The 25,864-nt window shown below is 59.5% G+C and carries 22 protein-coding genes and 2 pseudogenes; 13 read left to right on the forward strand and 11 right to left on the reverse strand.

Annotation, left to right across the window (positions count from 1 at the left end):
• The first annotated feature begins 1,157 nt into the window (after positions 1-1,157).
• Positions 1,158-3,935 carry a type 2 lanthipeptide synthetase LanM gene (gene lanM, locus KHO31_RS31250; RefSeq protein WP_211625008.1) on the forward strand — a complete coding sequence of 926 codons (2,778 nt, stop codon included), beginning with the start codon at positions 1,158-1,160 and terminating at the stop codon, positions 3,933-3,935.
• Between the two features lie 180 nt (positions 3,936-4,115).
• Positions 4,116-4,388: a hypothetical protein gene (locus tag KHO31_RS31255; RefSeq protein WP_211625010.1), complete on the forward strand. Its 273-nt coding sequence runs from the start codon at positions 4,116-4,118 to the stop codon at positions 4,386-4,388.
• 325 nt (positions 4,389-4,713) lie between these two features.
• Here KHO31_RS31255 and KHO31_RS31260 read toward each other — a convergent pair whose 3' ends face one another.
• From KHO31_RS31260 to KHO31_RS31270, 3 genes are all read right to left on the reverse strand, one after another.
• Positions 4,714-4,983, reverse strand: a complete 270-nt coding sequence (locus KHO31_RS31260; protein WP_211625012.1) for a DUF1488 family protein — start codon at positions 4,981-4,983, stop codon at positions 4,714-4,716.
• Positions 4,984-5,338: 355 nt separating this feature from the next.
• Positions 5,339-5,677: a type II toxin-antitoxin system RelE/ParE family toxin gene (locus tag KHO31_RS31265; protein WP_007182989.1), complete on the reverse strand. Its 339-nt coding sequence runs from the start codon at positions 5,675-5,677 to the stop codon at positions 5,339-5,341.
• Positions 5,677-5,961, reverse strand: a complete 285-nt coding sequence (locus tag KHO31_RS31270; protein WP_007182990.1) for a type II toxin-antitoxin system Phd/YefM family antitoxin — start codon at positions 5,959-5,961, stop codon at positions 5,677-5,679. The genes KHO31_RS31265 and KHO31_RS31270 overlap by 1 nt, the downstream gene beginning before the upstream one ends.
• Positions 5,962-7,009: 1,048 nt before the next feature.
• Between KHO31_RS31270 and KHO31_RS39905 the strand changes: the two genes are divergently transcribed.
• On the forward strand, positions 7,010-7,873 hold the full coding sequence (locus KHO31_RS39905; protein ID WP_328822744.1) for a hypothetical protein: 864 nt from the start codon (positions 7,010-7,012) through the stop codon (positions 7,871-7,873).
• A gap of 47 nt (positions 7,874-7,920) precedes the next feature.
• On the opposite strand, the pseudogene KHO31_RS31280 reads toward KHO31_RS39905, so the two are convergent.
• Positions 7,921-8,117 (reverse strand): annotated as a pseudogene (locus KHO31_RS31280) (helix-turn-helix domain-containing protein); the annotation flags it as partial.
• Positions 8,118-8,573: 456 nt separating this feature from the next.
• Here KHO31_RS31280 and KHO31_RS31285 point away from each other — a divergent pair.
• The gene (locus KHO31_RS31285) at positions 8,574-8,876 is read left to right on the forward strand and encodes a hypothetical protein (RefSeq protein ID WP_201082144.1); all 303 of its coding nucleotides are present in this window, start codon (positions 8,574-8,576) and stop codon (positions 8,874-8,876) included.
• Positions 8,877-9,232: 356 nt separating this feature from the next.
• Here KHO31_RS31285 and KHO31_RS31290 read toward each other — a convergent pair whose 3' ends face one another.
• Positions 9,233-10,246, reverse strand: coding sequence for an AraC family transcriptional regulator (locus KHO31_RS31290; protein ID WP_201082142.1), 1,014 nt, complete (start codon positions 10,244-10,246; stop codon positions 9,233-9,235).
• 98 nt (positions 10,247-10,344) lie between these two features.
• Between KHO31_RS31290 and KHO31_RS31295 the strand changes: the two genes are divergently transcribed.
• The 9 genes from KHO31_RS31295 (at position 10,345) to KHO31_RS31335 (ending at position 19,731) form a co-directional block, all read left to right on the forward strand.
• Positions 10,345-11,475 (forward strand): saccharopine dehydrogenase family protein, encoded by a 1,131-nt coding sequence (locus KHO31_RS31295; protein WP_201082140.1) that lies wholly within the window; start codon positions 10,345-10,347, stop codon positions 11,473-11,475.
• 22 nt (positions 11,476-11,497) lie between these two features.
• The gene (locus KHO31_RS31300; RefSeq protein ID WP_201082131.1) at positions 11,498-13,036 is read left to right on the forward strand and encodes an AMP-binding protein; all 1,539 of its coding nucleotides are present in this window, start codon (positions 11,498-11,500) and stop codon (positions 13,034-13,036) included.
• Positions 13,037-13,059: 23 nt separating this feature from the next.
• A complete protein-coding gene (locus KHO31_RS31305) occupies positions 13,060-13,899 on the forward strand; it encodes an enoyl-CoA hydratase/isomerase family protein (RefSeq protein ID WP_201082129.1) in 840 nt (279 codons plus the stop codon).
• Complete coding sequence (locus KHO31_RS31310; RefSeq protein ID WP_201082127.1) at positions 13,896-14,699, forward strand: SDR family NAD(P)-dependent oxidoreductase; 804 nt, start codon at positions 13,896-13,898, stop codon at positions 14,697-14,699. Before KHO31_RS31305 ends, KHO31_RS31310 begins: the two co-directional genes overlap by 4 nt.
• Before the next feature lie 8 nt (positions 14,700-14,707).
• Positions 14,708-15,946, forward strand: a complete 1,239-nt coding sequence (locus KHO31_RS31315; RefSeq protein ID WP_201082125.1) for a thiolase family protein — start codon at positions 14,708-14,710, stop codon at positions 15,944-15,946.
• Between the two features lie 12 nt (positions 15,947-15,958).
• Positions 15,959-16,348: a hypothetical protein gene (locus KHO31_RS31320; RefSeq protein ID WP_201082124.1), complete on the forward strand. Its 390-nt coding sequence runs from the start codon at positions 15,959-15,961 to the stop codon at positions 16,346-16,348.
• A gap of 174 nt (positions 16,349-16,522) precedes the next feature.
• Positions 16,523-17,647: a porin gene (locus KHO31_RS31325; RefSeq protein WP_201082122.1), complete on the forward strand. Its 1,125-nt coding sequence runs from the start codon at positions 16,523-16,525 to the stop codon at positions 17,645-17,647.
• Positions 17,648-17,744: 97 nt separating this feature from the next.
• Positions 17,745-19,193, forward strand: coding sequence for a DUF1254 domain-containing protein (locus tag KHO31_RS31330; protein ID WP_201082115.1), 1,449 nt, complete (start codon positions 17,745-17,747; stop codon positions 19,191-19,193).
• A 310-nt stretch (positions 19,194-19,503) separates the two neighbouring features.
• Positions 19,504-19,731, forward strand: a complete 228-nt coding sequence (locus KHO31_RS31335; protein WP_201082107.1) for a DUF1214 domain-containing protein — start codon at positions 19,504-19,506, stop codon at positions 19,729-19,731.
• Positions 19,732-20,287: 556 nt separating this feature from the next.
• Here the strand turns inward: KHO31_RS31335 and KHO31_RS31340 are convergent.
• The 6 genes and pseudogenes from KHO31_RS31340 to mmsA form a co-directional block, all read right to left on the reverse strand.
• Positions 20,288-20,764, reverse strand: coding sequence for a hypothetical protein (locus KHO31_RS31340; RefSeq protein WP_211625014.1), 477 nt, complete (start codon positions 20,762-20,764; stop codon positions 20,288-20,290).
• Positions 20,765-20,854: 90 nt separating this feature from the next.
• Positions 20,855-21,034 (reverse strand): annotated as a pseudogene (locus KHO31_RS31345) (lipid II flippase family protein); the annotation flags it as partial.
• 496 nt (positions 21,035-21,530) lie between these two features.
• On the reverse strand, positions 21,531-22,592 hold the full coding sequence (locus tag KHO31_RS31350; RefSeq protein WP_201082103.1) for a maleylacetate reductase: 1,062 nt from the start codon (positions 22,590-22,592) through the stop codon (positions 21,531-21,533).
• 37 nt (positions 22,593-22,629) lie between these two features.
• Positions 22,630-22,926 carry a Dabb family protein gene (locus KHO31_RS31355; protein WP_201082101.1) on the reverse strand — a complete coding sequence of 99 codons (297 nt, stop codon included), beginning with the start codon at positions 22,924-22,926 and terminating at the stop codon, positions 22,630-22,632.
• A 140-nt stretch (positions 22,927-23,066) separates the two neighbouring features.
• Positions 23,067-24,275, reverse strand: coding sequence for a multiple monosaccharide ABC transporter permease (gene mmsB, locus KHO31_RS31360; RefSeq protein ID WP_201082094.1), 1,209 nt, complete (start codon positions 24,273-24,275; stop codon positions 23,067-23,069).
• Entirely contained in the window at positions 24,268-25,806 is a 1,539-nt protein-coding gene (mmsA, locus tag KHO31_RS31365; RefSeq protein ID WP_201082092.1) for a multiple monosaccharide ABC transporter ATP-binding protein, read from the reverse strand. The genes mmsB and mmsA overlap by 8 nt, the downstream gene beginning before the upstream one ends.
• Positions 25,807-25,864: the final 58 nt, after the last annotated feature.

Consider the following 25,864-nt stretch of genomic DNA (forward strand, 5'->3'; position numbering starts at 1 on the left):
AGAGCGCCGACGACTACGAGGCGCTGCTACCCTGGAAGCTGGGCAAGCGGGAGCACGAAAAAAACGTCTAGGTCAAGTCTGCGGGAGGGACGTGCTTCGCTGATCGCTTACATTCATCGGAACTGCCTTCGTTACGTCACGCTCCCAACAAGTTGACAGTGCCGTGCCGTTCACTATCCTTAAAGTGCACGTGTCAGGTGCATTCATTTTCGTGCATCTTTTGACAAACGGGTGTGGAAGGTGCTCGGTTAACACCATGGGGCTTGTCCGAGCAGTCCTTCTTGTATAACTTCCCAGGGGCGGGGCCGTCCCCAATATTCCGCGAGAAACGATGATGCGATATAACGTAGGTGACCGCGACCACCTGACAACCATGTCCGACGAGCGCCGCCGTATCGTAGCCTTGATCGCCGAGTGCATCTGGGTCAACCCCATCACCGCAGACATAGTCTCCAGCCGGCGGAAAGGCTGGCTGGGCCGTCTCGCCGATGGGACTGGCGTCAGGCGCTTGGTGCTTCGACGGGTCATCTCCGATATGGGTAATCGCGAGTTTGAAGCGCTTTTGGCAGGTAACCCCGTGGGCGACGCTCCCGTGGTAGTCCTCTCCGACAGCGCAATGGCGAGTACGTACGGAAGCTGTCTGCACGGCACTGGGACGTGCGGAAGCTGCCTACACCAAACTGGCACCTGCGGCACCTGCGCTACCTGCTATGCGCCGGAAGTTGGTCTGATGAACTGACGCTGGAATGCGCTCAGTCGAACGGCGCGTTCTTGTCCTTCCGACAGACTACGGCCTTCGGCAATCGAGTGCCGGAGCGTCCGGGGAAAAATTAATGGTCTGGAACTCGAAGATACTGCGCCTGCACGAACGTGCGGCATCAGGCATCGCGTCTGCGCAACCGACCGAAGATGACCTCGCTAGGCTTCGGCAGTGGACGAAACGTTATTTCCTCGGGAAGCCGAGTTCACTCAGTGCTCACCTTAGCTCCGCTGGCCTTTCGCTAGAAGCCGCCATCGCCGCCATGCGTGCGGGAGACCTGCCACTGTCGGAGTCGCGCTGGCATCTGCTTGGGGAGCCTTTGGGCGCGGAAGTCCTCCAGATGGAGGAAATTGTCCTTAGGTCCAGGCATGGAGTAGACGCGGTATGCAGATATCTCTTGGACGAAGCGACTACCCGATTCCGCGACGCCGCGGAAAATACAAGGGAAGCCCGTGTCGCCGATCTGGCATTCTTGGCGAGCGGTTTCAGGGATAACGTCGAGCGTCGACTGTCTCCACTGCTGATGCCATGCCTTGTGCTTGAAGCGAACCTCGCAAGGTTGACGCGCTCGCCTGACGCGACCTCGGCCGACGGTTTGAGCGCGTTCATAGAGCGTTTCCGGTCGCGGGAGGCTCGTGATGCGTTTTGGTCGAAGTATCCGGTGATTCATCGGTTGGCGACGGCGACGGCGCGCAACGCTGCCGCTGCCGCCGTGGAGGCGATCTGCCGGATCGGCCGTGACCGGGATAAGCTTTCGGATGCCTTCGACATCCCCGAATCGGACGCGCTATCCGACATCTCGTGGAGCGGAGGGGATTCGCACCGCCAGGGTAGGAGCGTCTTGATCCTCCGATTTGTCGACCGCAGAGTCGTCCTCAAGCCGCGCCCCATGGCGATCGACGTCGCCTACAATGGCCTGCTTCGCTGGTACGTTAGGCGCGCAGCAGTTGCCGACCCAGAGCGCCTCGTCCCCGCCAGTCATCAGGTGCTGGACATGGGAGACTACGGCTATGCCGAATTCGTTCCTCATCGCCCAGCAGCGGACAACGAGGCTGCCGCGCGGTTCTACGATCGTCTCGGCCAGATCCAATGCATCGCATGGATCCTCGGAATCACCGACCTGCATCACGAAAACTTGATCGCAGACGGCGAGAATCCTCATTTGGTCGACGTCGAGGCGGTAGGCGCCAAGCCCGTCGCGGAGCCCCGCGTACGCCGGACTTACCAACGGTCGATGACACGCGCCTTCAGGGCGTTCGGGTTCGGGACGGGCCTGCTGCCGATGCGGGTGAAAGGGGAGGAGGGCATTGTGGACATGAGCGCCATTGGGTCGCTCGGGCCGCAGACCGCTCCAACAAGACGGCCGCAGATCGAGGGCTATGGCGGCGACGACGCACGCATCGTGGTCAAGAAGGCGATGATGCCCGCGATGCAGAACGCGCCCGTCGTAGAAGGCAAGTCCGTATCCCCGGTCAGACACCTCGCTACACTGAAGAATGGGTTCGCAACTGCGAGACAAGTGTTCATGCAGGGACTTGACGAACTCGAGGCCCCCGACGGCCCACTGAGCGCATTTGGACCCTGCGTCACGAGGTTAGTCGCTAGGCAGACGCAAGATTATGCCGACCTTATCGGCAAGGCTGCCCATCCGAGCATCGCTGTCGATGCGGCGGAGTGCGACGCGATGTGGGCTGGAAGTCTGCGCGGCTTAGCTGGCGACGCCCGCAATCTGGATCGCCTAGTCCGTTCCGAGACGGAGTGCCTGTGGGCCGGTGACGTACCCTACTTCTCTGTCGCGATCGACTCGTGCGACTTGATTGACTCGCGGGGCGACCTCATCCCGGGCTTCTTTGAGGAAGACGGGACCGCGGGCATGTACTCGCGCCTGATGGCGCTCGACCGCATGACGCTGATCCACGATGCAGCGCTCGATTCAGCAATCAGGAGCACCGTCCCGTTGTCCTCCGGGCCGTCCTATGCATCAGTGCCGGAGCGTCTCAGCATTCAGCCAGACGTCTTCGTTAGGGTGGCCTCAGCCATCGGCGACAGTATCGTTGCACACACCGCCTGGGTCGATGGCATGCCGTATGGCGTTGGGCTGATACCACTCGAGGTCGAGAATTACACAGCAGTTGTCCTGCCCGCCGACCTCTATGACGGTCTACCGGGCGTGGGGCTGTTCATGGGGTATCTCGCCCGCCAAACTGGAGACTCCTGTCACGCGACCTTCGCACGTGGTGTGCGGGAGCTCGTCCGCCGCCTGATTCGCGAACGTGCCGGTCCCACAGCATGTGGGGCCTTCAATGGGCTGGCTGGCCTGATCTATGCCGACCTTCATCTATCCCGCTGCTTGGGCCTGCCGTCGTCCGACGAGGCGATGCATGCGTTGCCGCGCCTGCGGCGGCTGGCTGAAGTTGACCCACATTTGGACATTGTGTCCGGCGCGTCGGGCGCACTCCTAGTCTCCTTACGCATGTACGAGGCGACGGGCGACGCGGCCGCGCTGGCCGCCGGTGCCGCGGCGGCGCGGCGTCTAGCCGAGAAGGCGGAGCGGCAAGACCACGGTATCGCCTGGCATACGCTGAAGAACCACGATAACCGTTTGGGCGGCATGGCCCATGGGGCGACAGGGATTGCTTTGGCGCTCTGTCAATGGAACAGGGTTGACGCGAGGGAGGAATGGCGCACCCTGGTCGAAGGCGCCTACGTGTTCGAGCAGTCCTTGTTCGATGAGCGGACCGGCGCGTGGGCGGACATGCGCCGAGAAACCCCGGCCATGACGTGCTTCTGGTGCTATGGCGCACCCGGCATCGGCCTAGCGTTCGACGGCATGCGTGACGTGTTGGGCAATCCGGCCTGCGATCGTGTATTGGAGACGGCGGTCGATGCCACTTGGCAGCGCGGCCTGGTCGACAGTCATTGTCTGTGTCACGGCAACCTCGGTAACGCCGAGACATTTGCCGCGGCGTACATGCGTGACCACGCGTGCCGGTTGGCCGAGGCGGCGTTGGGTGACTTCCTTGAGACCGGCTCGTGGAAATGCGGTCTTCCGGCGGGTGCCACGACGCCGGGCCTTATGTGTGGTCTAGCGGGCATTGGCTACGGTCTGCTGCGTCACGTCAATCCAAATCTTCCGAGACTGCTCCTGCTTGAGGGACCCGCCGCGTGCGATTGATCCGCTCAGACCCTCGCGACACGCTGTCAACTGACAACCATCCGTGCGCGTGCTGGGCTTTGCCGCGACAAGTCTTTCGTGGAAGTCATTCGCACGAGTTGAAATCCGTATTGTTTGCAGTAGCGTGGGTCCCGTCTCCATCGGCTCACGCTTTGTCAGTGGGCGCCCGGCGATCCCGTCTTGACGATACTGATGTGGGTCAGGCCGCCGCTGAGCGTCAATGATGAGGTAGAAGCAGCGAGGGCGACGATCGCCGTGAACGGATTGCGACTTGCGGGGGCAGCGGACAAAATTCTGCAGAACACGGAAACAGTTTTCTGCAAGCCGACGACCGTTGGTTTGCAGAAATCTGTTTCCTGCGTGCGGCCAGTCGAATCGGGACTCGCAGAGGCGCTGGGAACAAGTTTGCTTCAGAAAGTTCTGCAGAAAATTGTTCCTCTGACGAGCGTTTGAGGCAATTTTGTAACTTTCCCGACGCCTCCCGCACGTCGCAGAATTTGAGCTCCGACGAAAGCACTCCCGCTTGACGTTGCCTTGTGCGGTGGGGGTGAGCTTTTGGTATTACGCGGCGCTTGTTTCACGGCTAGAGGCTAGAACAGATTTCTGCAAGGAGCGGGAACGGTTTTATGCAAACCGACGACGACCGCCCCTTAGGAAGGCGTTGCCACCGATTTAATTTGACATAACATAATTTATCAATAAAAGTACGATCGTGCTTTTATTTTGCATCTATTTTACACCGTCCTCGTCGCGAGAATCACCCCCAGCCAGCAGCGGTTTACCGGGCCACGAAATCGTTGGCGGTTAGCGACAGTCGGTCGTCGGGCCGCGCAAGCAGCTTTCTCTGTGCGACCGCGACAATGCGGTTGCGGCCGTTTTCAAATGTTTTGAGCGTGCGCGTCGCGTCGGCGCTACGCGGTAGCCAGAAATGCTCTTCGAGTGCGTCACGGGCAATTGCGCCTTCGACTTCGCGGCCGCGGACGGACAGCATGAAAACCACGGCGCGTCCGTCCGGCGAGACGGCGGGCGCGCGATCAAGAAGTTCCATGACGTACCTCGACAATATCATTCACGGTCTTTGTATTTGTCCTGTGCCGCTCAACGATTAATCTACCAGAAGTCGAGAGCAGCGCAATCGTCAATGACGCAACGGCTCAGCTTCCCCAGGTATCCGTTATCGATAACCGCCGGCGACGTACGTGTTCGTTATTTCTTCAGACGACCGGCGCGTTGCAGGCGGTTTCGTGTTTTGACGTGTACGCAATCGAGACAGACCGTTAGTTGCGTATTAGAAATCAACATCCTCCGTTAGGGTGAGCTTTTTCGGGAGGACGCGTGTACCACCATCTGGCGAGTGATCCGGCACTACAGCGTGAGGACTCCCACCTGTAAGGCTGAATTTATCACCGAGAACGCAATAGTCGTTTCTGGAGAAGCGTTCGTAGATCGCGGCGCGTATCGGTGACGACGTGAATGTAAATCGTGTCGTCGCGCACCTCATAGATAACCCGATTCTGGCCGCTCAACGCTTCCCGGAAATTCAGGCCGCCGAAATCTGCAAGCTCCGCCGGGACATAACCGCTCTGAGGAAACTGCCTGATATTGCCAAACGTGACAGCCAATTCCGCAGACGTCTGCTTCCACGTCTGAGCACCGAAGCTTTTGAGGATGTAGCGACGCAAATCCTTTGTATCCTCCTGCGCCTCGTCGAGAATCAGGAGCTTCAGCATCGCCTGCCCCATCAGCGGATTTTCTCCTTCCTATCAAGATCGTCGAGCTCGGCGAGAAACTCATCAGCGTCCTTGAATTTTCCTTGCTCGATGTCCTTCTGGCCTAAGGCCAGGATCTTGAGCAACGCCAGCGTTTGCTGAGTGTCCTCATAGCTCTGCACGTCCTGCACGACGAGCTTCGCCTCACCATTCTGCGTAATGAGCAGCGGCTCGCCAGAAGCCGTCAAATCCTTGACGATCTGCGCTGCGTCGCTTTTCAGGTAGCTGATTGGCTTTACGTGGTCTGCCAGGCGCATGTCTGATCCTCCGTTGGTCGCGTCATTCAGACCGAATATAGACTAAATTCAGTTTTATGCAAAGTCCTGAATCAGGCAGCGGCCGCTTCGTGGTCTGTCATCGGAGGCCCGATTTTCCCGCCCACAAATATGCTGCCGTTCGGCGCCATTCATTGGTCGCTAAGAATACGCCGCCCTATCCTGCTTCGCCCGCCTCACGGGCCACGGGCGATGCAGCGCGCTGGTCGGGCCTCAGCCTGCGCTTTGCGGCGACGGTGCCGACACATATCCCCTGCGGTTGCCCTTTGACGCCATATCAATTCTACGAACTAGCAACATAAGTAGTACTTCGCATACCGGTCAAATTTCCTCCGCGAGCGTTACTGCGACAGAACCTGTTGATGCGCAGGCTGGCGACTTCGCGCTCGCTTTCGCTATTGGTACCTCAACCGGCGGGAGCAACACCGTCAGCGTTTGGATCACCAGAACGACTCGTTGGCTGAAGACAAGCCCGCCGTGAGTACCCCCTCGCTTATAATCCCCGCATTGATAGTGATTTCACCGGCGGAGAGCCCCACTCTATGAGTCAGCCACATGGGCGATATGCGGGATCTCGAGACAAGGGCCCGCGTCAATCGCGCCAACCGTCGACTTCTCATCGACAGAACAAGCCATACGCAAAAACTCCACCTGCCCGGGATCCAGCCCAGACGGCATCCATTTTCAAAACACGTTCGTTTAAATGGCTGGTCGATGCGGTGGGCGCAGAGAATATTGCACTGGGACTCGATTCCAACCTGACGCGCGTGGCCGAATTAATAAACGGCGAGAGATTCACACCCGAGACGCCTTCCACATTGAAACGACGCTCGGGCTGCCCGATGGGTTTTTCGATCAACCCAACCCCGCCCTCACATCCGAGACCATCGGTCGTTTGAAGGCGCCGCTTGACTTTATTCGCGCTAACGCTGAACCGGAATCGGCGGACGAGCAGGCATCGGAACCGGCTCCTGCAATGCCAGCGAACCGCCGCCCTACCCCCACTGACCGTTTGCCCAGGGAACTAGAAATGCCAAAGAGAACCGATGGTGGCTCGCCACAGGCCGTCGCGAAGAGCAAGCCCACAGCGGCAAGGACTACCACGGTTACTTCGTCGAAACCGGCATCAGCGAAAGCTAAAGTGTCCGTGAAGTCGGGCGCCCAGCAATCCTTGCCGTTGAACGACGTGGTCGCTCTGCAAAACATTCGTCGCGCCAACCTGCACGTACTCACCTCCCGTAAGGGATCGAAGGTGCAACTCAGCGCGGTAATGGGTATCAGCGCCTCCAACCTGGACAATCGTCTGTATGGGCAGAAGCGCATGGACGACGCCGAAGCCAGCCGTTTCACTGAACGCCTCGGGTTGCCAACTGCGTGGCTGGATATTCCGCGTTCAGTCACGGACATTCCGGAGTCTGTGTCGGCTCTGCTTGATCCACAGTCCGGTCGACCTGCATCTGATCAACAGGAGCTATCGGCTAAGATAAGGCCGGAAGCGGCGGTGGCAAGAAAGTCCCCGGGTAAGAAGGCGAAAACCGTGAGCGGTCGACACGCCCAACCGTCCGAGGCGGATCACACCAGCGATGCCGCCGTGACGAAGGCAGACGTGGAGCAACTCGATCCAGTACTCCCATCTGCCTCCGATCTGGCGATCCGGCAAACTGTTGACAACGATGTCACACCGTCCGCCTCTCACCAGCAGACTGTGCCGGCCTCCGTCACAGAGTTCATTGCGGAGCCGCGCCGTTCTGCTACCGTGACGAGCCTGGACGATCTGATAGGCATTGAACCCATAGCAGAAGCCCTGATCAAGACGCTCGCAGGGAAAGCACGGACTGGGCAGCTGGATGAGATGAAAGCGCTGGAACTATTGCAACAGGTCGTGTCGCTCTGACCTGAATCGAAAGTTCAGCAGAATTCCGAGGCGGCGGGGCTGCCCGGTCGCCCGCGTTTGCCTGACACCAGTCCGGCAACGCCCGCGCCCGATAGCGCTGCATCAGGCGCTCGACTTGCCGCACGCTCAACGCAAGGCGGTCCGCTGCCTGACCTGGCTTCAGACGCCGCTCGCAAACGGCCTGTACAACCTTCAACCGGTCCAACTCGGTCATCGACATGGTGATCGTGCCGGATGCGTTCATGGCCAGCGCTCCTCAAGGCATGCTGGCCACCAGCCTGAACCCGCAAACACGACATTTCAATTTAGCGGAAACACGACATCTGAACTTTGGACTAACACAGACCACATAAAGCGATTCTTGGCACCTACGGCGCGGCGTTGCGCGACAAAGGGAATGGTCGATGTCAGCGTTTATCGACGCCTGAGTAATGTTTTGCAAGGGAAAACCAATAGGAACCGTTGCGTCGCATGCGTGGCCATTTCTGTTGCGCAGAATCCGGCTGGAAGCCTTGAGCTGCTGTCGCCGGACGCCATAAAAACGCAACAGTAAAAAAGGTACCTCTGAAAGTGATCATTTCTTTTATGTCAAATTCAGGAATCCTATCTATATTTCTGCACGGAAAGCCACGCACCAGAGCCTCGACTAAGGCGACATCGAAATCGGAGAGTCGCTCTTCCCCGTCAGAAAACACCTCAGATGTCGCTCGGCTTCCAGGACCTCATGCAGTCGCGCGCTTGCGAGCTGGGCGTCATAAAGCGAAAGCAGCGTTTCGAAATCACTGATGACATCAGACGCAATTCGCCATTTACCGGTCTCATGCGCGTGCGCCAGCGTGTTCTCAACGGCATATTCGGCGATCTTGAACTGCTCGGGCGGCAGATTTCCATAACCGGCGCGCTGCAGGTACCAGCTGAGGTACACCGCATGCATGAGCTCGTTGATCAGGTGGCTATTTCCATGGCCGTCACGACAAGCAGCCAGTGCGAGATGACACGATAGCGAACGTTGACTGGCAGAGGACCGGTCCATCGGCAACAGAAGCGTTTTCGTCAGGGGCTTGCGGGCTTGGCCACCGCGAGACTTGCTTTGCCTGGAGGACATTTTTGACGTTATGGCTGGGGAAGCGAGAAATTATAGCGAACCTCTTTCCGCGATTGTCCGCAGTCGACCCTCAACTGCCGTTCGCAGCGGCGAGTCACCAATGGCCGGTCGCCGGGTACAACGGCCCTTTCTTTGATCATTCGTCCGCCCCTTGTCGGTCATATCCACGGTTCGCGACGCCGTGATAACGGCCATGCCGCAATGACCGCTTTTAACCCTCGCCGGGTAGCGGGTGGCACTTTACTGACGAACGTTTAACGCGCGCTCGTGACATACCGCTTACGCCATTCTCGCGGCGACATTCCGTGCCAGCGCCGGAACGCATGACTGAACGAACTCTGGGTCGCGTACCCAAGCAGCCCCGCCATCAATGACAGGCGCACCGCCGGATCAGCAAGATATTTCTCTGCCCCCGCACGCCGTGCCGCCTCGACGAGATCTTCGAATACCAGCCCGTTTTGCTCCAGGCGTCGCTGAAGCGTACGCACGCTCACATAAAAATGACCTGCCACGGTCTCCAGATTGCAGCGTCCCGTCGGCAACAATTTACGCACCATCAGATCTATCTGGTCGCCTAACGAATTGACAGCCGGGTCCGCGCTCTTCTCGATGTAGTTGCTGATCAGACTTTTTAGTTCGGGATCGTTGCGCAACATCGACCGCTTCAAATCGGCAGAAAAAAGCTCCACTCCATATCCCGCTTGTGAGAACCGAACCGGGCAGCCAAAAAAATGCGTGTAGTGCGCCAACGGCAACAACGGCGCGTGCGGTAGCAGGATCGCTTTCGGACGGGCCTTGTCACTTGTTATCAGGCGGAACACGCGTAGTCCGACGGCGAGGGTCCACTCTTCAAACTGACGGGAGGGACCGGCGCGTAACACCTTCAGTTCGTACGACATGCGTGAACCGGAACGCCTGTTCAGCAGTTGCAACTCCAACGCCGAATTGAGGAGATTGAGATAGCGCGCAATCGCCTCGAGGGCTTCGCCTACCGTCGCGCAATGAAGCGCGACCAGCGCAATCGGTCCGAGCGCGTCGCGCCCTTGCGCGAATCCTGCGCGCAGGCCAAAGTCGGGACAACTCAAGTCCTCCGCGCAGGCTTCCAGCAGTCTCACCAGACGATCACCTGGAAACTGCATGTCTGCATCGCCTGTCAGCCTCAATGGCAACTGGAAACGATCCGCGTAGGCATCTAGATCGCCCCCCGCATTGGAGATGGTTTGGCCCAGGCCCTGCAATACCCAGGCGCGGAAATAGGGTATAGACATGCTGTCATTAAATCACAAGTTTATGACATGAAATAGCAAATTCTGTGCTGCCCACTTGCCTAGGATATGGGTCATAACACACCCCCATTGGAGACAAGATGGCAAAGCATAGCGTTGTTGTCTATGGTGCGAGCGGCTATACAGGCATGCTTACCATGGACTGGCTGATCGATCAGAACATTCCATTTACCGCCGTGGCGCGCAATGCCGCGCGCACGCTGGAGATGATGAAACAGCGCGTGGTGCGCCTCGAATCGGCCACCTACGAAATCATCGAGTGCGAGCATGACGTCGACAAGTTGGTCGAGGTGTTTAAGGGCGCAGAAGTCGTATGCAACACGGTCGGCCCCTTCGTCAATTTCGGCCTGACAGCGGTGGAAGCGGCGCTGAAGGCCGGTTGCCACCACCTCGACACCACCGGTGAGCAGGGCTACATCATCGAAGCGCGCGACCGCTTCGGCGAGAGCTACGCGCAAGCAGGCCTGGTGCTGTCGCCCTCGGTCTCGTATATGTACGCCATGGGCGAAATCGCCGCCGAACTGGCGTTGGAAACGCCCGGCGTCGACGCGCTGGAGACGGCCAGCCTCTCGCGTGGCCCGATGCAAGGCTCCGGTGTGACCGTCGGCTCAACTGCGTCAATTTTCGAACTGTTCCGCAGCAAGCAGTTGCACCTGTGGGACAACCAGATGGTTGAATGGTCAGTCGGCAGCTCAGAGGAAATCTGCGTACCCGAGTTCCTGAAGCCGGTGTTTTGCCTGCCGTGGGGCGGCACCTCGCTGCCGGTGATTTATGAGCGTGACCCGCGCGTTCGCTACTGCAGGTCGATGGTCGGCTTCTACGACAACCCGGCCATGCGTATGGTGCACGGCCTGACCAGGAAATGGGAAGAAGAGTTCAAGCATCTGCCGCATGACGCCCAGGACGCCGTCGTGCAGAAGTTCGTCGCCGCCACCACGCCAGCGATGCCGCCGCGCGAACGCACCACGCTGAACCGCTCGGTCGACATCGCGATCGGGCGCGGCCAGTTGGCCAGCGTGCGCGCCAGCGTCACTTCGATTACACCGTATATCGCAACCGGCGCCCTGCAAACCGCCGCCGCCTTGAAGCTGCTCGACGGCGAGACGCGCAAGGTTGGATTTGCTTCGGCATGCCAGGCATTTGATCACCGTTACCTGCTCGGATTCCTCGAGCAACGCGGCCTGGCGCGCGGTCACGTCATGCAGCTGTGACGCTGCCAGTTCGAGGAATGTGATGGCTATTATCGACTTTTTTGACCGCGGCTGGCGCAGCGCACCGGGCACCGTGGCCTATATTCAGGACGAGCGGGAGTTCAGTTTTCGCGAGGTTGGCGAACTGTCGTGCCGCATTGCCCATACTCTGTTGGCCGCCGGTTTGTGCAGCGGCGCGAAAGGCGCTGTCTGGGCCGGCAACGATGTGCAGGCGTGGACCTGTACGCTTGGGCTGTGGCGCGCCAACATGGTCTGGATCCCGGTCAATGCGCGCAACGTGACCGAAGAAAACCAGGCTCTGCTTGACGCGTTCGACTGCGAAGTGGTGTTCTACCAGCACGCTTACGCTCCCGCGATTGAAACGCTGCGCGGCGCATTGCCTAAGGTCCGACTCTGGATCTGCATCGAGACCGAACTGAACGCGTGGTGCGCGGCCCAGCCGGCCACGCACCCCAGGCTCGAATATGGCATGGACGACGTGGTCATGCTGTCGCCGACTGGTGGCACGACGGGCACCCCGAAGGGTGTGATGAACACCCACCGCAGCGTGCAGACGTTCGTGGCGCACTACATGCTGGGTTGCCACTACGGCCACGGCGAGCGGCCGGTCAACCTGGCCGCCGCACCGATGACGCATACGGCCGGAGTGCTGTCGCTTCCCACTACGGCCCGTGGCGGTACGGTCGTCGTGGTGACGAAGCCGGATCCCGCCCTCATGCTGGGTGCCATTGCACGCCACCGCGTCACCGAATTCTTCCTGCCGCCGACCGTAATTTACCGGTTGCTTGAAGTGCCTGGTATCGACAAGTTGGACTTCAGTTCGCTCAAGTACTTCCTCTATGGCGCGGCGCCGATGTCGGTCGACCGGCTGAAGAAAGCCATCAAGGTGTTCGGCCCCGTCATGACAGGCGGCTACGGGCAGACCGAGGCGCCAGCGTCCATCGCGATGCTGCCGCCGGACCAGCACTTCGCCGGCACCACGCTTGCCAGCGACGGGCGTCTGTCGTCAGTAGGCCGTCCCAGCCCGCTGATCCGGGTAGAGATCATGGACGAGCAGAACCGCATCCTGACGCCAGGCGCGACCGGAGAGATCTGCGTGCGCGGCGATCTGGTGATGAAGGGCTACTACAAGGCGCCCGACAAGACTGCCGAAACCATCATCGATGGCTGGCTGCACACGGGTGACATCGGCCACCTCGACGCCGAAGGCTACCTGTATGTCACCGACCGCAAGAAGGACATGCTGATCACCGGCGGCTTCAATGTCTACCCGAGCGAAGTGGAACAGGTGATCTGGGCCCACCCCGCCGTACAGGACTGCGCGGTGATCGGCGTCCCGGACGCCCAATGGGGCGAAGCGGTGAAGGCTGTCGTCGAACTCAATCCCGGCCAGAGTGTTACGGCCGAGGAACTGATCGCGCTCTGCAAGGAAAAGTTGGGCAGCGTCAAGGCTCCAAAGAGCGTGGAGTTTATGCCGGCCCTGCCACGCAGCACAGCCGGGAAGGTGCTCAAGAAAGATTTACGCGCCCAGTACTGGGCAGCTGCCCAACGAAAAATCTGACGAAGAAACAACAGGAGACATTCATGGATTACCAGGCGTTCAATACCCTCCGCGTCGACGTGGTGGCCGGCATAGCCCGTGTCACGCTCGACCACGGTCGGATCAACCTGCTGGACATGGCGATGCTGGCCGACCTCGACCGCGCGGGTCGCATGCTGGAGGAGGATCCCGCCGTCAAGGTCGTCATCCTGCAAAGCGCCAACCCCGACTTCTTCATCGCCCATGGCGATGTGAGCGCGATCCAGCAATTACCGGCCACGCCGACGCCGCGAGAGCAAAAGTTAGGTGACGTCCATGCCATTCTGGATCGCTTCCGCACCATGCCGAAAGCGACCATTGCCAAGATCGAGGGCCGCTGCCGGGGTGGCGGCAGCGAACTGGCGCTTGCCTGCGACATGCGCTTTGCCGCCATCGGCCGCGCGTTCATGTGCCAGCCTGAGGTCGGCGTAGGCATCATCCCCGGTGCGGGCGGCTCGGCCCGGCTGCCGCGCATGGCGGGTCGCGGCCGTGCGCTCGAGATTATCCTCGGGTGCGCTGATTTCAACGCGGAGACCGCGGAGCGTTACGGCTGGATCAACCGCGCGCTGCCGGCAACGGAGATCGACTACTTCGTGAACGCGCTGGCGATCCGTATCGCCGGCTTTCCGGCCGCGACCGTTGCGAAGGCAAAGCAGATGGTAGACGCCATCGACCGCACGATCGAAGACGACCTCGCACTGGAGGAGCGTCTGTTCCTGCAATCGGCTAATAGCGCAGGCGCCAAAACACGCATTGCGGCGGCCATCGGCGGCGGCATGCAGACCAAAGGCATGGAGATGTGCTGCTTTACCCACATCTGGGAACCGATGGCGGGGCTGCAATGAGGAAGGGACAATTCCACGGCAAAGTTGCCGTCGTCACGGGCGCCGGTTCCGGCATCGGGCGCGCGCTGGCCGTCAGGCTGGCCGCGCGTGGCGCCCGGCTGGCGCTGTCGGACATCGACGAAACGAGCCTGGCCGTCACCGTTGGCCTTTGCGACGCAGTCGAGACGCGCGCCTACAAGCTCAATGTGGCCGACCGTGACGCGGTGCTGGCCCACGCGGCCGAGGTCGAACGCGACTTCGGTGCGGTGCACTTTGTGTTCAACAATGCCGGCGCCACCCTGGTGGGCACCTTCGAGCACTCCAGCCTGGAGGAAATCGACTGGCAGCTGGGCATCAACCTGTGGGGAGTGATCCATGGCAGCAAGGCTTTCCTGCCGCTGATGCTCTGCCAGCGCGAAGGCTGCATCGTCAATATTTCCAGCATCTTTGGTCTGCTCGGCTACCCGTCGCAAAGCGCCTACAACATCTCCAAGTTCGGCGTGCGCGGCCTGACCGAATGCCTGTGGTCGGAACTGAAGGGCAGCGGCGTGCGCGCGGTGTGCGTGCACCCGGGCGGCATCAGCACCAACATCGAACGTGCGGGGCGCCGCGTCAAGCTGGCCAACGAGCAGGAAGTGGAGTTCGCCGGCAAGGCCGAGAAGATGCTGGTGACGCCGCCGGAAGAGTGCGCGCAAGACATTCTGCGCGGCATCGAGGCCGGCAAGCAGCGCATTCTGACCGGCTATCGCTCGCGCACTGTGTTCTGGATCTCGCGCCTGTTCCCGAACAGCTATCCGTCCCTCTTCAAATACCTGAGCTGAGGCGCCTCGTGGAACAACTCTATATCGCCGGCATCGCGATGACGGTGTTCGGCCGCCACCCGGCCCGCACCCTGGACGATCTGGCGCGCGAGGCCCTGGACGGTGCGCTGAACGATGCCGGCTGCAGCCGCGCCGACCTCGGAGCGGCGTACTACGCCGGCATGACCAACGGACCGCTCCAAGGCCAGATTTCGATTCCCGGGCAGGTGGTGTTTTCCAGGATCGGTATCGAAGGCATTCCCATCTTCAACGTGGAAAACGCCTGTGCCTCTGGCAGCACGGCCGTGCACCTGGCGCTGCAAAGCCTGAAAGCCGGTGCCTGCGACGTGGCGCTCGCGCTCGGCGCGGAGAAGATGAACATCGCCGACAAGGCGAAGGCCTTCTCGCTTTTTGAGGCGGGTTGGGACGTATCGCGCGCGCAGGAAAACTACGACACCCTGCTCGCGATGGGTGCCGGCATCACAGCGCCACCAGGCAGCGAGTCGGACAGGCCGTACAGTCGTTTCATGGCCATCTACGCCGCGCTGTGCCGTCACCACATGCACACCTACGGAACAACGCAGCGCCAGATTGCTGCCGTCTCGGCCAAGAATCACACGCACTCGGTGCATAACCCGTATTCGCAATTCCGCCAGCCCTTCACAATCGACGAAATTCTGGCCGCACCGCCCATCACCTACCCGCTCACGCTGCCCATGTGCGCCCCGCTGTCGGACGGCGCAGCGGCCGCCATCGTCTGCACCGAGGATGGCTTGCGGCGCATCGGCGCGGACCGAAGCCGATGCATCAAGGTGGCGGCCAGCGTGCTGCGCAGTTTCACGCACCGCCCGCTTGAGCGGCCGGATCTGAACATCGGCAGGCTGGCGGCAAAGCAGGCGTACGAGATCGCGGGCCTGGGCCCGCAGGAGATGCACGTGGCAGAAGTGCACGATGCGTCGGCCATGGGCGAGATCATCCAGGCGGAGAACCTGGGCCTGGCCGCGCTGGGCGAAGGTGGCCCCTGCGCGGAGCGCGGCGACTTTACGCTTGGGGGCCGGATTCCGATCAACACGTCGGGCGGCCTGGAGTCCAAGGGCCATCCATTGGGCGCCACTGGCATTGGTCAGTTATCCGAACTTGTCACGCAACTGCGCGGTGAAGCAGGCGCGCGCCAGGTTCACGGGGCTCGCCATGCAATCCAGGAAAACGGCGGCGGCCTGCAGGGCGTCGAAGAAGCCGCGCTGGCAGTCCACATCCTTAGCAAATAAGAAAGGGAAATCATGCAACTCAAACATGCACGCCTGCTGTTCTACGTCGCCGCAGTCTTCAATTTCGCCGCTGTCGTGCTGCTGCACCCGGCCTCGGGAATGGCCGCCATCCTGGGTCTCAGCCCCGCTCCCGGTTCGGGTGTGTTCGACCAGATCGCGCTGCTCGCGATCTTCGCCTTTGGCGTCGGCTACTGGCTGGTTGCGCGCAACCCCGAGCGCAACCGCGATCTCGTCAAGATCGCCTTGGCCGCCAAGCTAGGGGTCGTGGCCATCATCGTCGCGCACTTCCTCGCGGACTCGGCCAATGCGAGGCTGGTTCTGCTGGTGTCGGGCGACCTGCTTTTCTCGCTGGCTTTTCTCTATTTCCTCACTGCGCGTGCATCGCAGGCGGTTCGTGCGTAGCAAGCCTCGCGCAGATCACCGTCTGCGGCGCACCGGCGCACCGGCGCACCGGCGGACCTGATTCATACACCAGATAAATACGTAGGCTTTCCTGAGACAACTCAGTTGCCGAGAGACATGGCACGTCACGCCATGAGTGTGAATTGAGCAGAACACTATAAAGAGGAGACGAAAATGAAGTTGAAATGGTGGACCGCAGCCGCGCTGGCTGCATTCGGAAGTGCGGCCTATGCGCAATCGTCGGTGACCCTGTATGGCGTGATCGATTCGGGTTTGTTGTATCAGAGCACGTCCGCCGCATCGTTCAGCCCGACGGCGAAGAACCTCGGGTCCGTGTATCGCTACAAGGACGGTGGCATCTATGCGAGTTTCTGGGGCTTGAAGGGCGTTGAGGACGTCGGCGGCGGCTACGCCGTCAACTTCAAGCTGCAGGGCTCGTTCGACAGCGGCACCGGCAAGTTTAGTTTGTCCGATACGGCAGGCGCCGTGGCGATCTTCAACCAGGTGTCGACGGTCGGACTGTCCGGCCCGTTCGGCTCGGTCAACGCCGGCCGCCAGTACGCGCCGATGGCCTTTGCGATGGTGGACACCGACGTTCGCGGGGCCCGCTATTTCGGCAGCATCCTGACTGCCTGGATCGGCATGAACACGGCGGCAGGGTGGCCCGGCACCAGCACCAACGGGCCAATCGGCGCGCTGTACGACAGCAACGCGATCGTCTACCAGTCGCCGAGCTTCGGTGGCGTGAGCGCTGCGCTCGAATATGCGCCAGGGGGCGTAGCCGGAAGCTTCCAGGGGGGCACACGCGAATCGGCGGTCCTGAAGTACTCAAACTATGGCCTGAAATTGTCGGCAGTGTATTACAACGGCCATGACACGAACCCCGGTCCGACGACAGTCCCGAACGGGTTGAACAACAACCGCTTCTGGTATCTGGGTGCGCTCTACACGATCCAGGGCTTCTCCGTTTCAGCGTCGTACAGCAACGGCAGGAATCCTGCGCACTCGAATCTGGTCGACCTCGACCTGTATTCGTTCGGGCTCGGCTACCGCTTCACGCCGGCCTTCCAGATCACCAGCGGCGTCTACTATCTGCACGACCGGAACAATTCCGCCAACAAGTCCACCGAGGTCGCCGCCGGCGCCGAGTACAACCTGTCCAAAGCCACGCTGGTCTTTGCGCAAGTGGGCTACGTGAACAACAAGGGCGATGCGACCACGGCCATCAGCTATGGTGCGCCCGTGGCGCCAGGCGTGGGCACGACCGCTGTCAACATCGGCGTGCGCCACAATTTCTGACCTTTCGAAGAACCGTCTTCTGGCTTCATGGCGCAAACGAGACGGTGCAGAGATGTCAAGATCAGCAATATCGTCAAAGACTGAAGGAGATAGACATATGATTTCGACCAGAATCAGGCATCTGATGCTAGCGACCGCGATTGGCGCAGGCGTTGCAGTCGCGACCGCGGCCATCCCAGGCGCGTTTGCACAAAACGCTCCAGTGCCGGCGCAGGTCACGGACTCGCAGGAGGAGGCAACCGAGATCGCGCGCGAGGCCTACATTTACGCTTACCCGCTCGTCCTGATGGAAATGACGCGCCGGTTCAGCACCAATGTCGCCGATACGCACCGCTTCGGCAAAGCGCCGATGAACCAGTTCGCGAGTGTGCCGGCATTTCCTGACGACAAGTTCAGGGCTGTCGTGCGGCCGAACGCTGACACGCTCTATTCGATATTGTGGTTCGACGTGTCGAAGGAACCAATACTGGTCCGCATCCCGGATTCGGGCGGCCGCTATTATCTGATGCCGACGCTCGACATGTGGACCGACGTATTCGATTCCGCAGGCAAGCGCACGACCGGAACCGGTGAGCAACTCCTGGCGATTGCCGCACCAGGCTGGCGCGGCAAACTCCCTGCGAACGCAACGCTTATCCACAGTCCCACAGCGATCGGCTGGATAATCGGGCGCACGCAGACCAATGGAAAACCTGACTACGACGCGGTCCATCAGTTCCAGGCAGGATTCACCGCGACGCCGCTCAGCCAGTGGGGCAAGCCGTATCAACCACCCGCAGGAAAGATCAACCCCGACTGGGATACCTCGACCCCGCCCGTCCAGCAGGTAGAAAAGCTCAATCCGGGCGCTTACTTTTCGCTGTTTACCAAACTCACGAAGCTCAACCCACCGCACGCGAACGACTACTCGATCCTCAGCCGCATGCGGCGGCTGGGGATCGAACCGGGTAAGCCCTTCGCGTTCGACACGGCATCGCCCGAGGTTCAACGGGCGCTGACCGAGGGATCGGCCGCCGCGCTAAAGGAAATCGAGGCAAGGTTTCGAAACATTGGCGTCTCGAATGCCGGGTGGCGTACCAACCTGACCGCAATCGGGACTTACGGCACGGACTATCTGGGCCGTGCGGCTGTAGCCTTTGCCGGCCTCGGTGCCAATACGGTCGAAGACGCCGTCTATCCGACTGCCGTCACCGATGCCGACGGCCAGCCGTTCAGCAGCGACAAGGCCTACGTGCTGCATTTCGCCAAGGATCAGATTCCTCCTGTGCGCGCGTTCTGGTCGCTCACGATGTACAACCAGGAGCAGTTCTTCGCGGCCAATCCGCAGAATCGCTATGCCATCGGCGATCGTGACGCGCTCAAATACAACCCTGATGGCTCACTCGACATCTATATCCAGCACGAGTCGCCCGGCAAGGACAAAGAGTCGAACTGGTTGCCTGCGCCCGCGAGCGGCGCATTCACGATGAATCTGCGTCTCTACTGGCCGAAGCGCGAAGTCCTCGTGGGCAACTGGTCACCGCCAGGGGTGAAGCGCGTCGAGTGACGCGTGCTTATCGATTCCCGTTGCCGTTAAAGGTCGAACGGCAACGGTGATCGTCAGACAATGAGAAACACTGTCGGGCGAGGCGCCGGGTGAGTTCGGGTTTCGTGACAATCAACACGCGTGGGACAGTGTCTTCATCACCAGTGCCTTGTCACGCGCTCGCTGATCGCGTCGCCGACCCATTGGCCGTCAAACATAGCCATCCGAGCGACCCGATACCGTTGAGGATCGTTAATTCGGCTGGCAACGCCCCCAACAACGCTGATCCAGTCCGTCAATCACGCGGTGGATGGAAATTAGAGGCGTTCGCGTGAACTTAGCAAGCGTGCAACCTGTCACCCTCGACGGAGGAAAAAACGGATCTGAAGTGCTGCAAACCGACCCGCAACTCCCGAACCTGGCGAGTATGCCGGAACTCTCGAAGAACGTTGACGGCTACTTCGACCTTTACTTTGGACCGAATCCGCCCCGGGGAAAGAAGATCAACTGGATTCAAATCATCCGCGGAAAGAGCTGGCTTACGATTTGCGCTGCATAACCCACTCGCGTCGTGATTCGACAAGAGCTGCAAGCCTGACGATATTGGCGAAGCTTCGAACCGGTGCAAAGTTCTATCAGCGTGCTTGTGCGATGACCATTTCCAGAGCAGCTAGGCAGCGGTCACGTCTGTGGATCGAATTGCCGTTGCGCGATGTTTAATTTCGACGCGGGAATGGACCATTGCAAGGCCGTGGTGAGTGGCGCATGTAGCGCCTACACTTTCCGTGCGCGCTGCTCGGTACCGGTCATTCGAAAACAATCAATAGCTGCGAAGCGCGAACCACCGGATTGGCCAACGAGGCCGCATTCGACTTCGCAAACGAATGGCCGCTTGCTGACCGGAGCCGACCTCTGAACGTCAGGGTAATTTAGAAAGCGAATGACGCTTTGTGGCCGAACGCCGTCCGATAGATACCTCGATGGCTCGCTGACTGCGCCCGGTACACGCAAGGCATAAACCGACCCACAACGGCTGGTCAGTTTTCCAGACAATGGACAGTCGCACGTCGTGAACAACCGGCAAGTCGCGATCATCGAGAGAGGACTTGCGGAGATCAATGCACCAGCACGCTCCGACACGCTAAGCCGCTTGCTGCGCCGATGACGACTATTCCGACCATGGATTCGAGCGGGATGTGGGCGATGGACGCCAGCGTGATGGTGGAACAAGTCGATCTCAAGCAGTAATACGCGGACACTACCGACCACGCCACGGAAGAAAAGACGATGCCCATACCTACGAAGGCCGCCCAACTTCGTATCGTCCATTTCTGAATAGCAATTATGCAAAACACATAGATAGGTAGCAGGATCGGGGCTAACCCCACAAGCGAAATGACGCCCGCGATCAACAACGGGAACAGGAATGTCGCTGCAAAGAGATGATGATCGCGTGACGGCTCGTAACCATTCGCACGCAACCAGTTCACCAGAAAAATCGCCGCGACGGCCAGACTGCCAGCGAGGATCGCGACTATATAAGCCACAATTGCGCGCTGGACAGTAATACGTGGATGCATTTGCTGCAGCATGCCGCTCCCTTTCGAGTGAGCGCGCCCCTTGCTCCCTTTCCCGAATGCCGAAATAGCCTCGACCGATCTGTGGATTGTCACCTATCTATCCGACCTCGTCGAACCAAAGATATCACCGTGCCACATATAGTTGATACCGCCACGGCGGAAAATGTAGAGCAAAAGGCGCTGCAATGAACGATTAACCTGGAAATGCTCGACGGCGCGACTGAAATAACGCTGGAACGTTGGGATCAGCAACGCGCCGTCTACGCTCGCCGCGACGGCTGACTAACGGAACACCACTCGTGGAATCTATATCACCGACCCAATGTTCGAACCATCTGCCCACGCCGTGGAATAGCGCCTCCTGGCGAATCCGCTGATTTTGCGTATACATCACCATAGTTACGCTGTGCGGGACCTTGATGGAAGCAGCAAGCACGTCGTTACCCACAAACCGCTTTGAAATCAGCAATCTGGAGGACGTTTTCGGAAGATATCGGAATTGCCCAGAAGCCATGTCTGGCGGAAGGCAGCCGATTCCAACAGTTGACCGCAAAGGACCGCCAGGTTTGACTCCCGCTCTGCTAAACCGCACCGTACCCATTACCCTACCCATATTACGAAGTGAAGCACCCGGATCAGCATCTAACCAGGTTTCCGCCGCGTCGTCCGGCACCCTTCTTATGAGACCCTCCAGCGTGGTCAGCCGCGTGACGCGCGACCGTTAGCTTCCGCACCCATGCTACCGCGCCGGCAATACCGACATTTCTTCACGGCCAGGTTACGCGGCCGGACGGCCTCCCTCCCACGCACGCTGTAGCAATGCCCTAAGCGGTTCCTCCTCAATCGGTCGCGGGTTCCAGTATGGATTCGACAATGCCACTTCGCACGCGTAATCGAGGTCAGATTCGCTCAACCCAATTTCGCGAAGACCTCGCGGAACGCCAAGTTCTTCGTTGAGTTGGTAAAGGCCGTCAGGCGCTGAGTCTACGTTCAATGCCCTGGCGATTCGGCCCATCGCCTCATCCGCAACGATACTGTTATAAGCGAGCGAATGAGGCAGAACGATTGCGTGCGTCTCAGCATGAGGGAGGTTAAATGTGCCACCCAAGGTGTGGCACAGCTTGTGATGAAGCGCCATGCCAACATTGCCGAGCACCATTCCGCACAGCCACGCGCCGTAGAGGCATTCGCTGCGCGCCGCTTTGTCCTTGCTATTCTTCTTCACGCCGCGCAGGCCGTTGGCGAGCGAGCGAATACCCTCCTCCGCCATTAGCGACATGACAGGGTTTCCGTCCTTTGCGTACAGCCCCTCGGCAGCATGAGCGATAGCGTTGAGGCCACTGACAATCGAGAGATGAACCGGGAGCCCGGTGGTCAACTCCGGGTCGTACAGCACTACCTTGGGAATGACCTTGGCGTCCCGACCCGTTTTCTTCAGGCCGTTTTCCGTTATTCCATAGATTGGCGTCATCTCCGACCCGGCATACGTCGTCGGTATCGCGATGATCGGCAATGACGATTCGAGCGCGATCGCCTTGCCAAGCCCAATCGTCGAACCGCCACCAATAGCCACGGCACAGTCTGCGTCGACCGACTTGGCGTGATCGCGCGCGCGGCGAGCATTCTCGATGGGAACATGCATCTGGGCGCCATCGAAGACTCCCGCACTCGCAGGTCCAAGTAGAGCCGAAATCACTTCGGCCTGAACCTTTTGCTCGGGCGTACAAAGAACCAGCGCCCGGCGAGCCCCCAACGTCTCCACTTCCTGTTGAATCAGCTTCATGCTTCCCGCACCGAATACGATTCTCGACGCCTGCGTGGTATAGGTGAACTCATACATGAGATTACTTCCTGTGTCATCAAACGGTACAGCCCGCTTAGATGTAGTCGACCTGATGGCGAGCGATACGAACGTCACCCACGATTTGCTTCACTCGCAGATGCTCAGGGTGCGACGCATACGCGTCGAGCAATTCCTGACTTTCGAACTCCGTATACAAAACCACGTCGCAGGCGTAGTCCACGGCGCTTACATCCAGCCCGACCTCCAGCCTCGTAAGCCCGGGAATCTTTCCGCTCAGACTCTCGAACGCAGTCTTTACCAGCACTGCGGCTTCCTTCTTTTTCTCGGGAGTCTCACCGCGCACGTTCCACATCACGATATGCTTGACCATATTATGTTCCATTAGTGATACTTATTAACAGGCCAAATGTTCGAGATGCAATCTCATGACTCAAGTATGCATATCAGCTGGGCCTCGCCATGCACCAGGCCCCGCTGAGTTCTAAATCCGGTCTGCCTTAGAAAAGATCGTTACGCCTTATTCTTGTTGTACACGTCGACGAACACGGCGGCGAGCAGAACGATGCCTTTGATGACCTGCTGATAGTCCACACCGATACCCATGATGGACATGCCGTTGTTCATGACGCCCATGATGAATGCGCCCACGACCGCGCCAACGACCTTCCCGACACCGCCGGAGGCGGACGCCCCGCCGATGAAACATGCTGCGATGACGTCGAGCTCGAATCCGGTGCCAGCCTTCGGCGTTCCGCTATTCAGACGTGCGGCGAAAATCAGACCTGCCAGCGCGGCAAGCACGCCCATGTTCACGAAAGTCAGGAAGCTCACTGCCGGAACGCTGACGCCTGACAGCCGCGCGGCCTTCGCATTCCCGCCAACCGCGTAGATTCGACGCCCGATTGTCGTACGATTCATGATAAACGTGTACACGCCAATCAACACACCCATGATGACGAGCACGGTAGGCAAGCCACGATAGGACGCGAGCAGGTAGCAGAAGAACACAATCAGTGCCGTCAGGACGACATTTTTCGCCACGAACATTGAGAACGAGCCACTCTCGACGCCATGTTTCGCCGCGCCGGCACGATGCCGAAGCTCAATCACAAAGAAAAGCGCACCGACAAACACGCCGAGAAGAATCGAGGTAATGTGAAGCGTCTGTCCGTGAAAAAGATCAGGGATGAAGCCCGAACTTACGGCGCCGAACGCATCAGGGAACGGGCCGATGGACTGGCCCTGGAGCACGAGGTTTGTCATGCCACGGAAAACCAGCATGCCGGCCAGCGTCACGATGAACGACGGCATCCGCCAGAACGCAATCCAGTAGCCTTGCACGGCGCCAATCAGCGCGCCGGCCAGAATACAGATGATGGTTGCCCAGATGTAGTTGACCTCGAACTGCACCATCAATACTGCCGCCAGCGCGCCCACCAACCCGGCCGTTGAACCGACGGAGAGGTCAATGTGGCCTGAAACAATCACCATGAGCATACCAAGGGCCATGATGACGATGTAGCTGTTCTGAAGCACCAGGTTGGTCAGATTGAGCGGTTGCATCAGTACGCCGCTCGTCGAGAACTGGAAGAAGACCATGATGATGACGAGCGAAATGAGCAGTCCATACTCGCTGCCCACACGCTTGACCACACCCAACACTTCGTTTTTCTTAACCTCGGCGCCGTCGGCCGCCACCGGAGAGAGTGCCTTACGCATTTTCGATACCTCCATTTCGCATAATCGCTCGCATAATCTTTTCCTGCGAGACTTCTTCTGCGGTGAATTCGCCGACAAACCGGCCTTCGTTCATGACGTACACGCGGTCACACATGCCAAGAAGTTCGGGCATTTCCGAGGAAATCATGACCACACACTTACCTGCCGCAACCACCTGATTGATGATGTTGTAAATCTCGTACTTCGCGCCCACATCGATGCCTCGCGTGGGCTCGTCGAGAATCAGCACCTCGGGTTCGGAGAACAGCCACTTGCTCAGCACGACCTTCTGCTGGTTTCCACCCGACAGGTTGCCCACCACGTGGGTCACGCCTTGAGCGCGAATTCGAAGCTTCTTTAGAAAATCGGTCGCAACCGTTATCTCTGCGTGCTCGTCGACGACGCCAAATTTTGAAACGCCGGACAGGTTGGCCAGCGTGATGTTTCGCTTGATGTTGTCGTCGAGGAGCAGGCCGTTGCCTTTCCGGTCTTCGGTCACGTAAGCGATGCCCGCCTTGATGGCCTTCTGTACCGATGAAACGTCGACCTGCTTGCCGTGCATCAGCACCTGGCCAGTGATGTCCTGACCATACGTGCCGCCGAAGACGCTCATGGCCAGCTCCGTGCGCCCGGAACCCATCAGTCCGGCAATGCCGACGATTTCGCCCTTGCGCGCTTCCAGATGGACGCCTTTGATGACGGCACGGTCCCTCTGCGTGGGATGTTGGACACGCCAATCCTTGACTTCAAAAATGACTTCGCCGATGTTCGGCGTGCGGGGTGGGTACCGGTCAGACATCTCCCGGCCAACCATCGCCTTGATGATTCGGTCCTCACTAACGCTCTCGGTTTTGCAGTCGAGGGCGTCGACCGTCGAACCATCACGAATAACGGTGATGCCATCCGCGACACGCGATATTTCGTTAAGCTTGTGCGAAATGATGATCGACGTCACACCACGCGCCTTAAGCTCAAGCAGAAGACTCAGCAATGTGTCGCTGTCTTTTTCATTCAGACTTGCGGTGGGCTCGTCGAGAATCAACAGGCGAACCTCTTTCGACAACGCCTTTGCAATCTCGATGAGTTGCTGCTTGCCGATCCCGAGCGTGCCGACCGGTGCATCGGGCGAGTCTGAGAGGCCGACCTTCGCCAGCAACGCCTTTGCCTTCGCGCGCGACACCTGCCAATCGATGACGCCCCGCTTCGACTGCTCGTTGCCGAGATAGATGTTCTCGGTAATCGAGAGCATCGGGACGAGGGCTAGCTCCTGGTGGATGATGATGATTCCGACCGCCTCGCTATCGGAAATATCGGCGAATGCCCGCTCCTGACCGTCGTAAAGGACGTCGCCAGAATAGGAGCCGTGCGGATAGACGCCACTGAGGATTTTCATCAGAGTCGACTTTCCCGCGCCATTCTCTCCACAAATAGCGTGAATCTCGCCCTGACGGACCCTCAGATTGACGTTATTCAGGGCTTTGACAGCGCCAAAGCTTTTCTGAATTCCACGCATCTCCAGAATGGTATCCATGGTCAAATTCCTCCGATTGGTCACGCTCGCGAGCGTGTCTGCGTGAAGCGAGGCCCCG

Origin of the sequence: Paraburkholderia domus, from assembly GCF_905220705.1 — a bacterium.
In the GTDB taxonomy this organism is placed as follows: domain Bacteria; phylum Pseudomonadota; class Gammaproteobacteria; order Burkholderiales; family Burkholderiaceae; genus Paraburkholderia; species Paraburkholderia domus.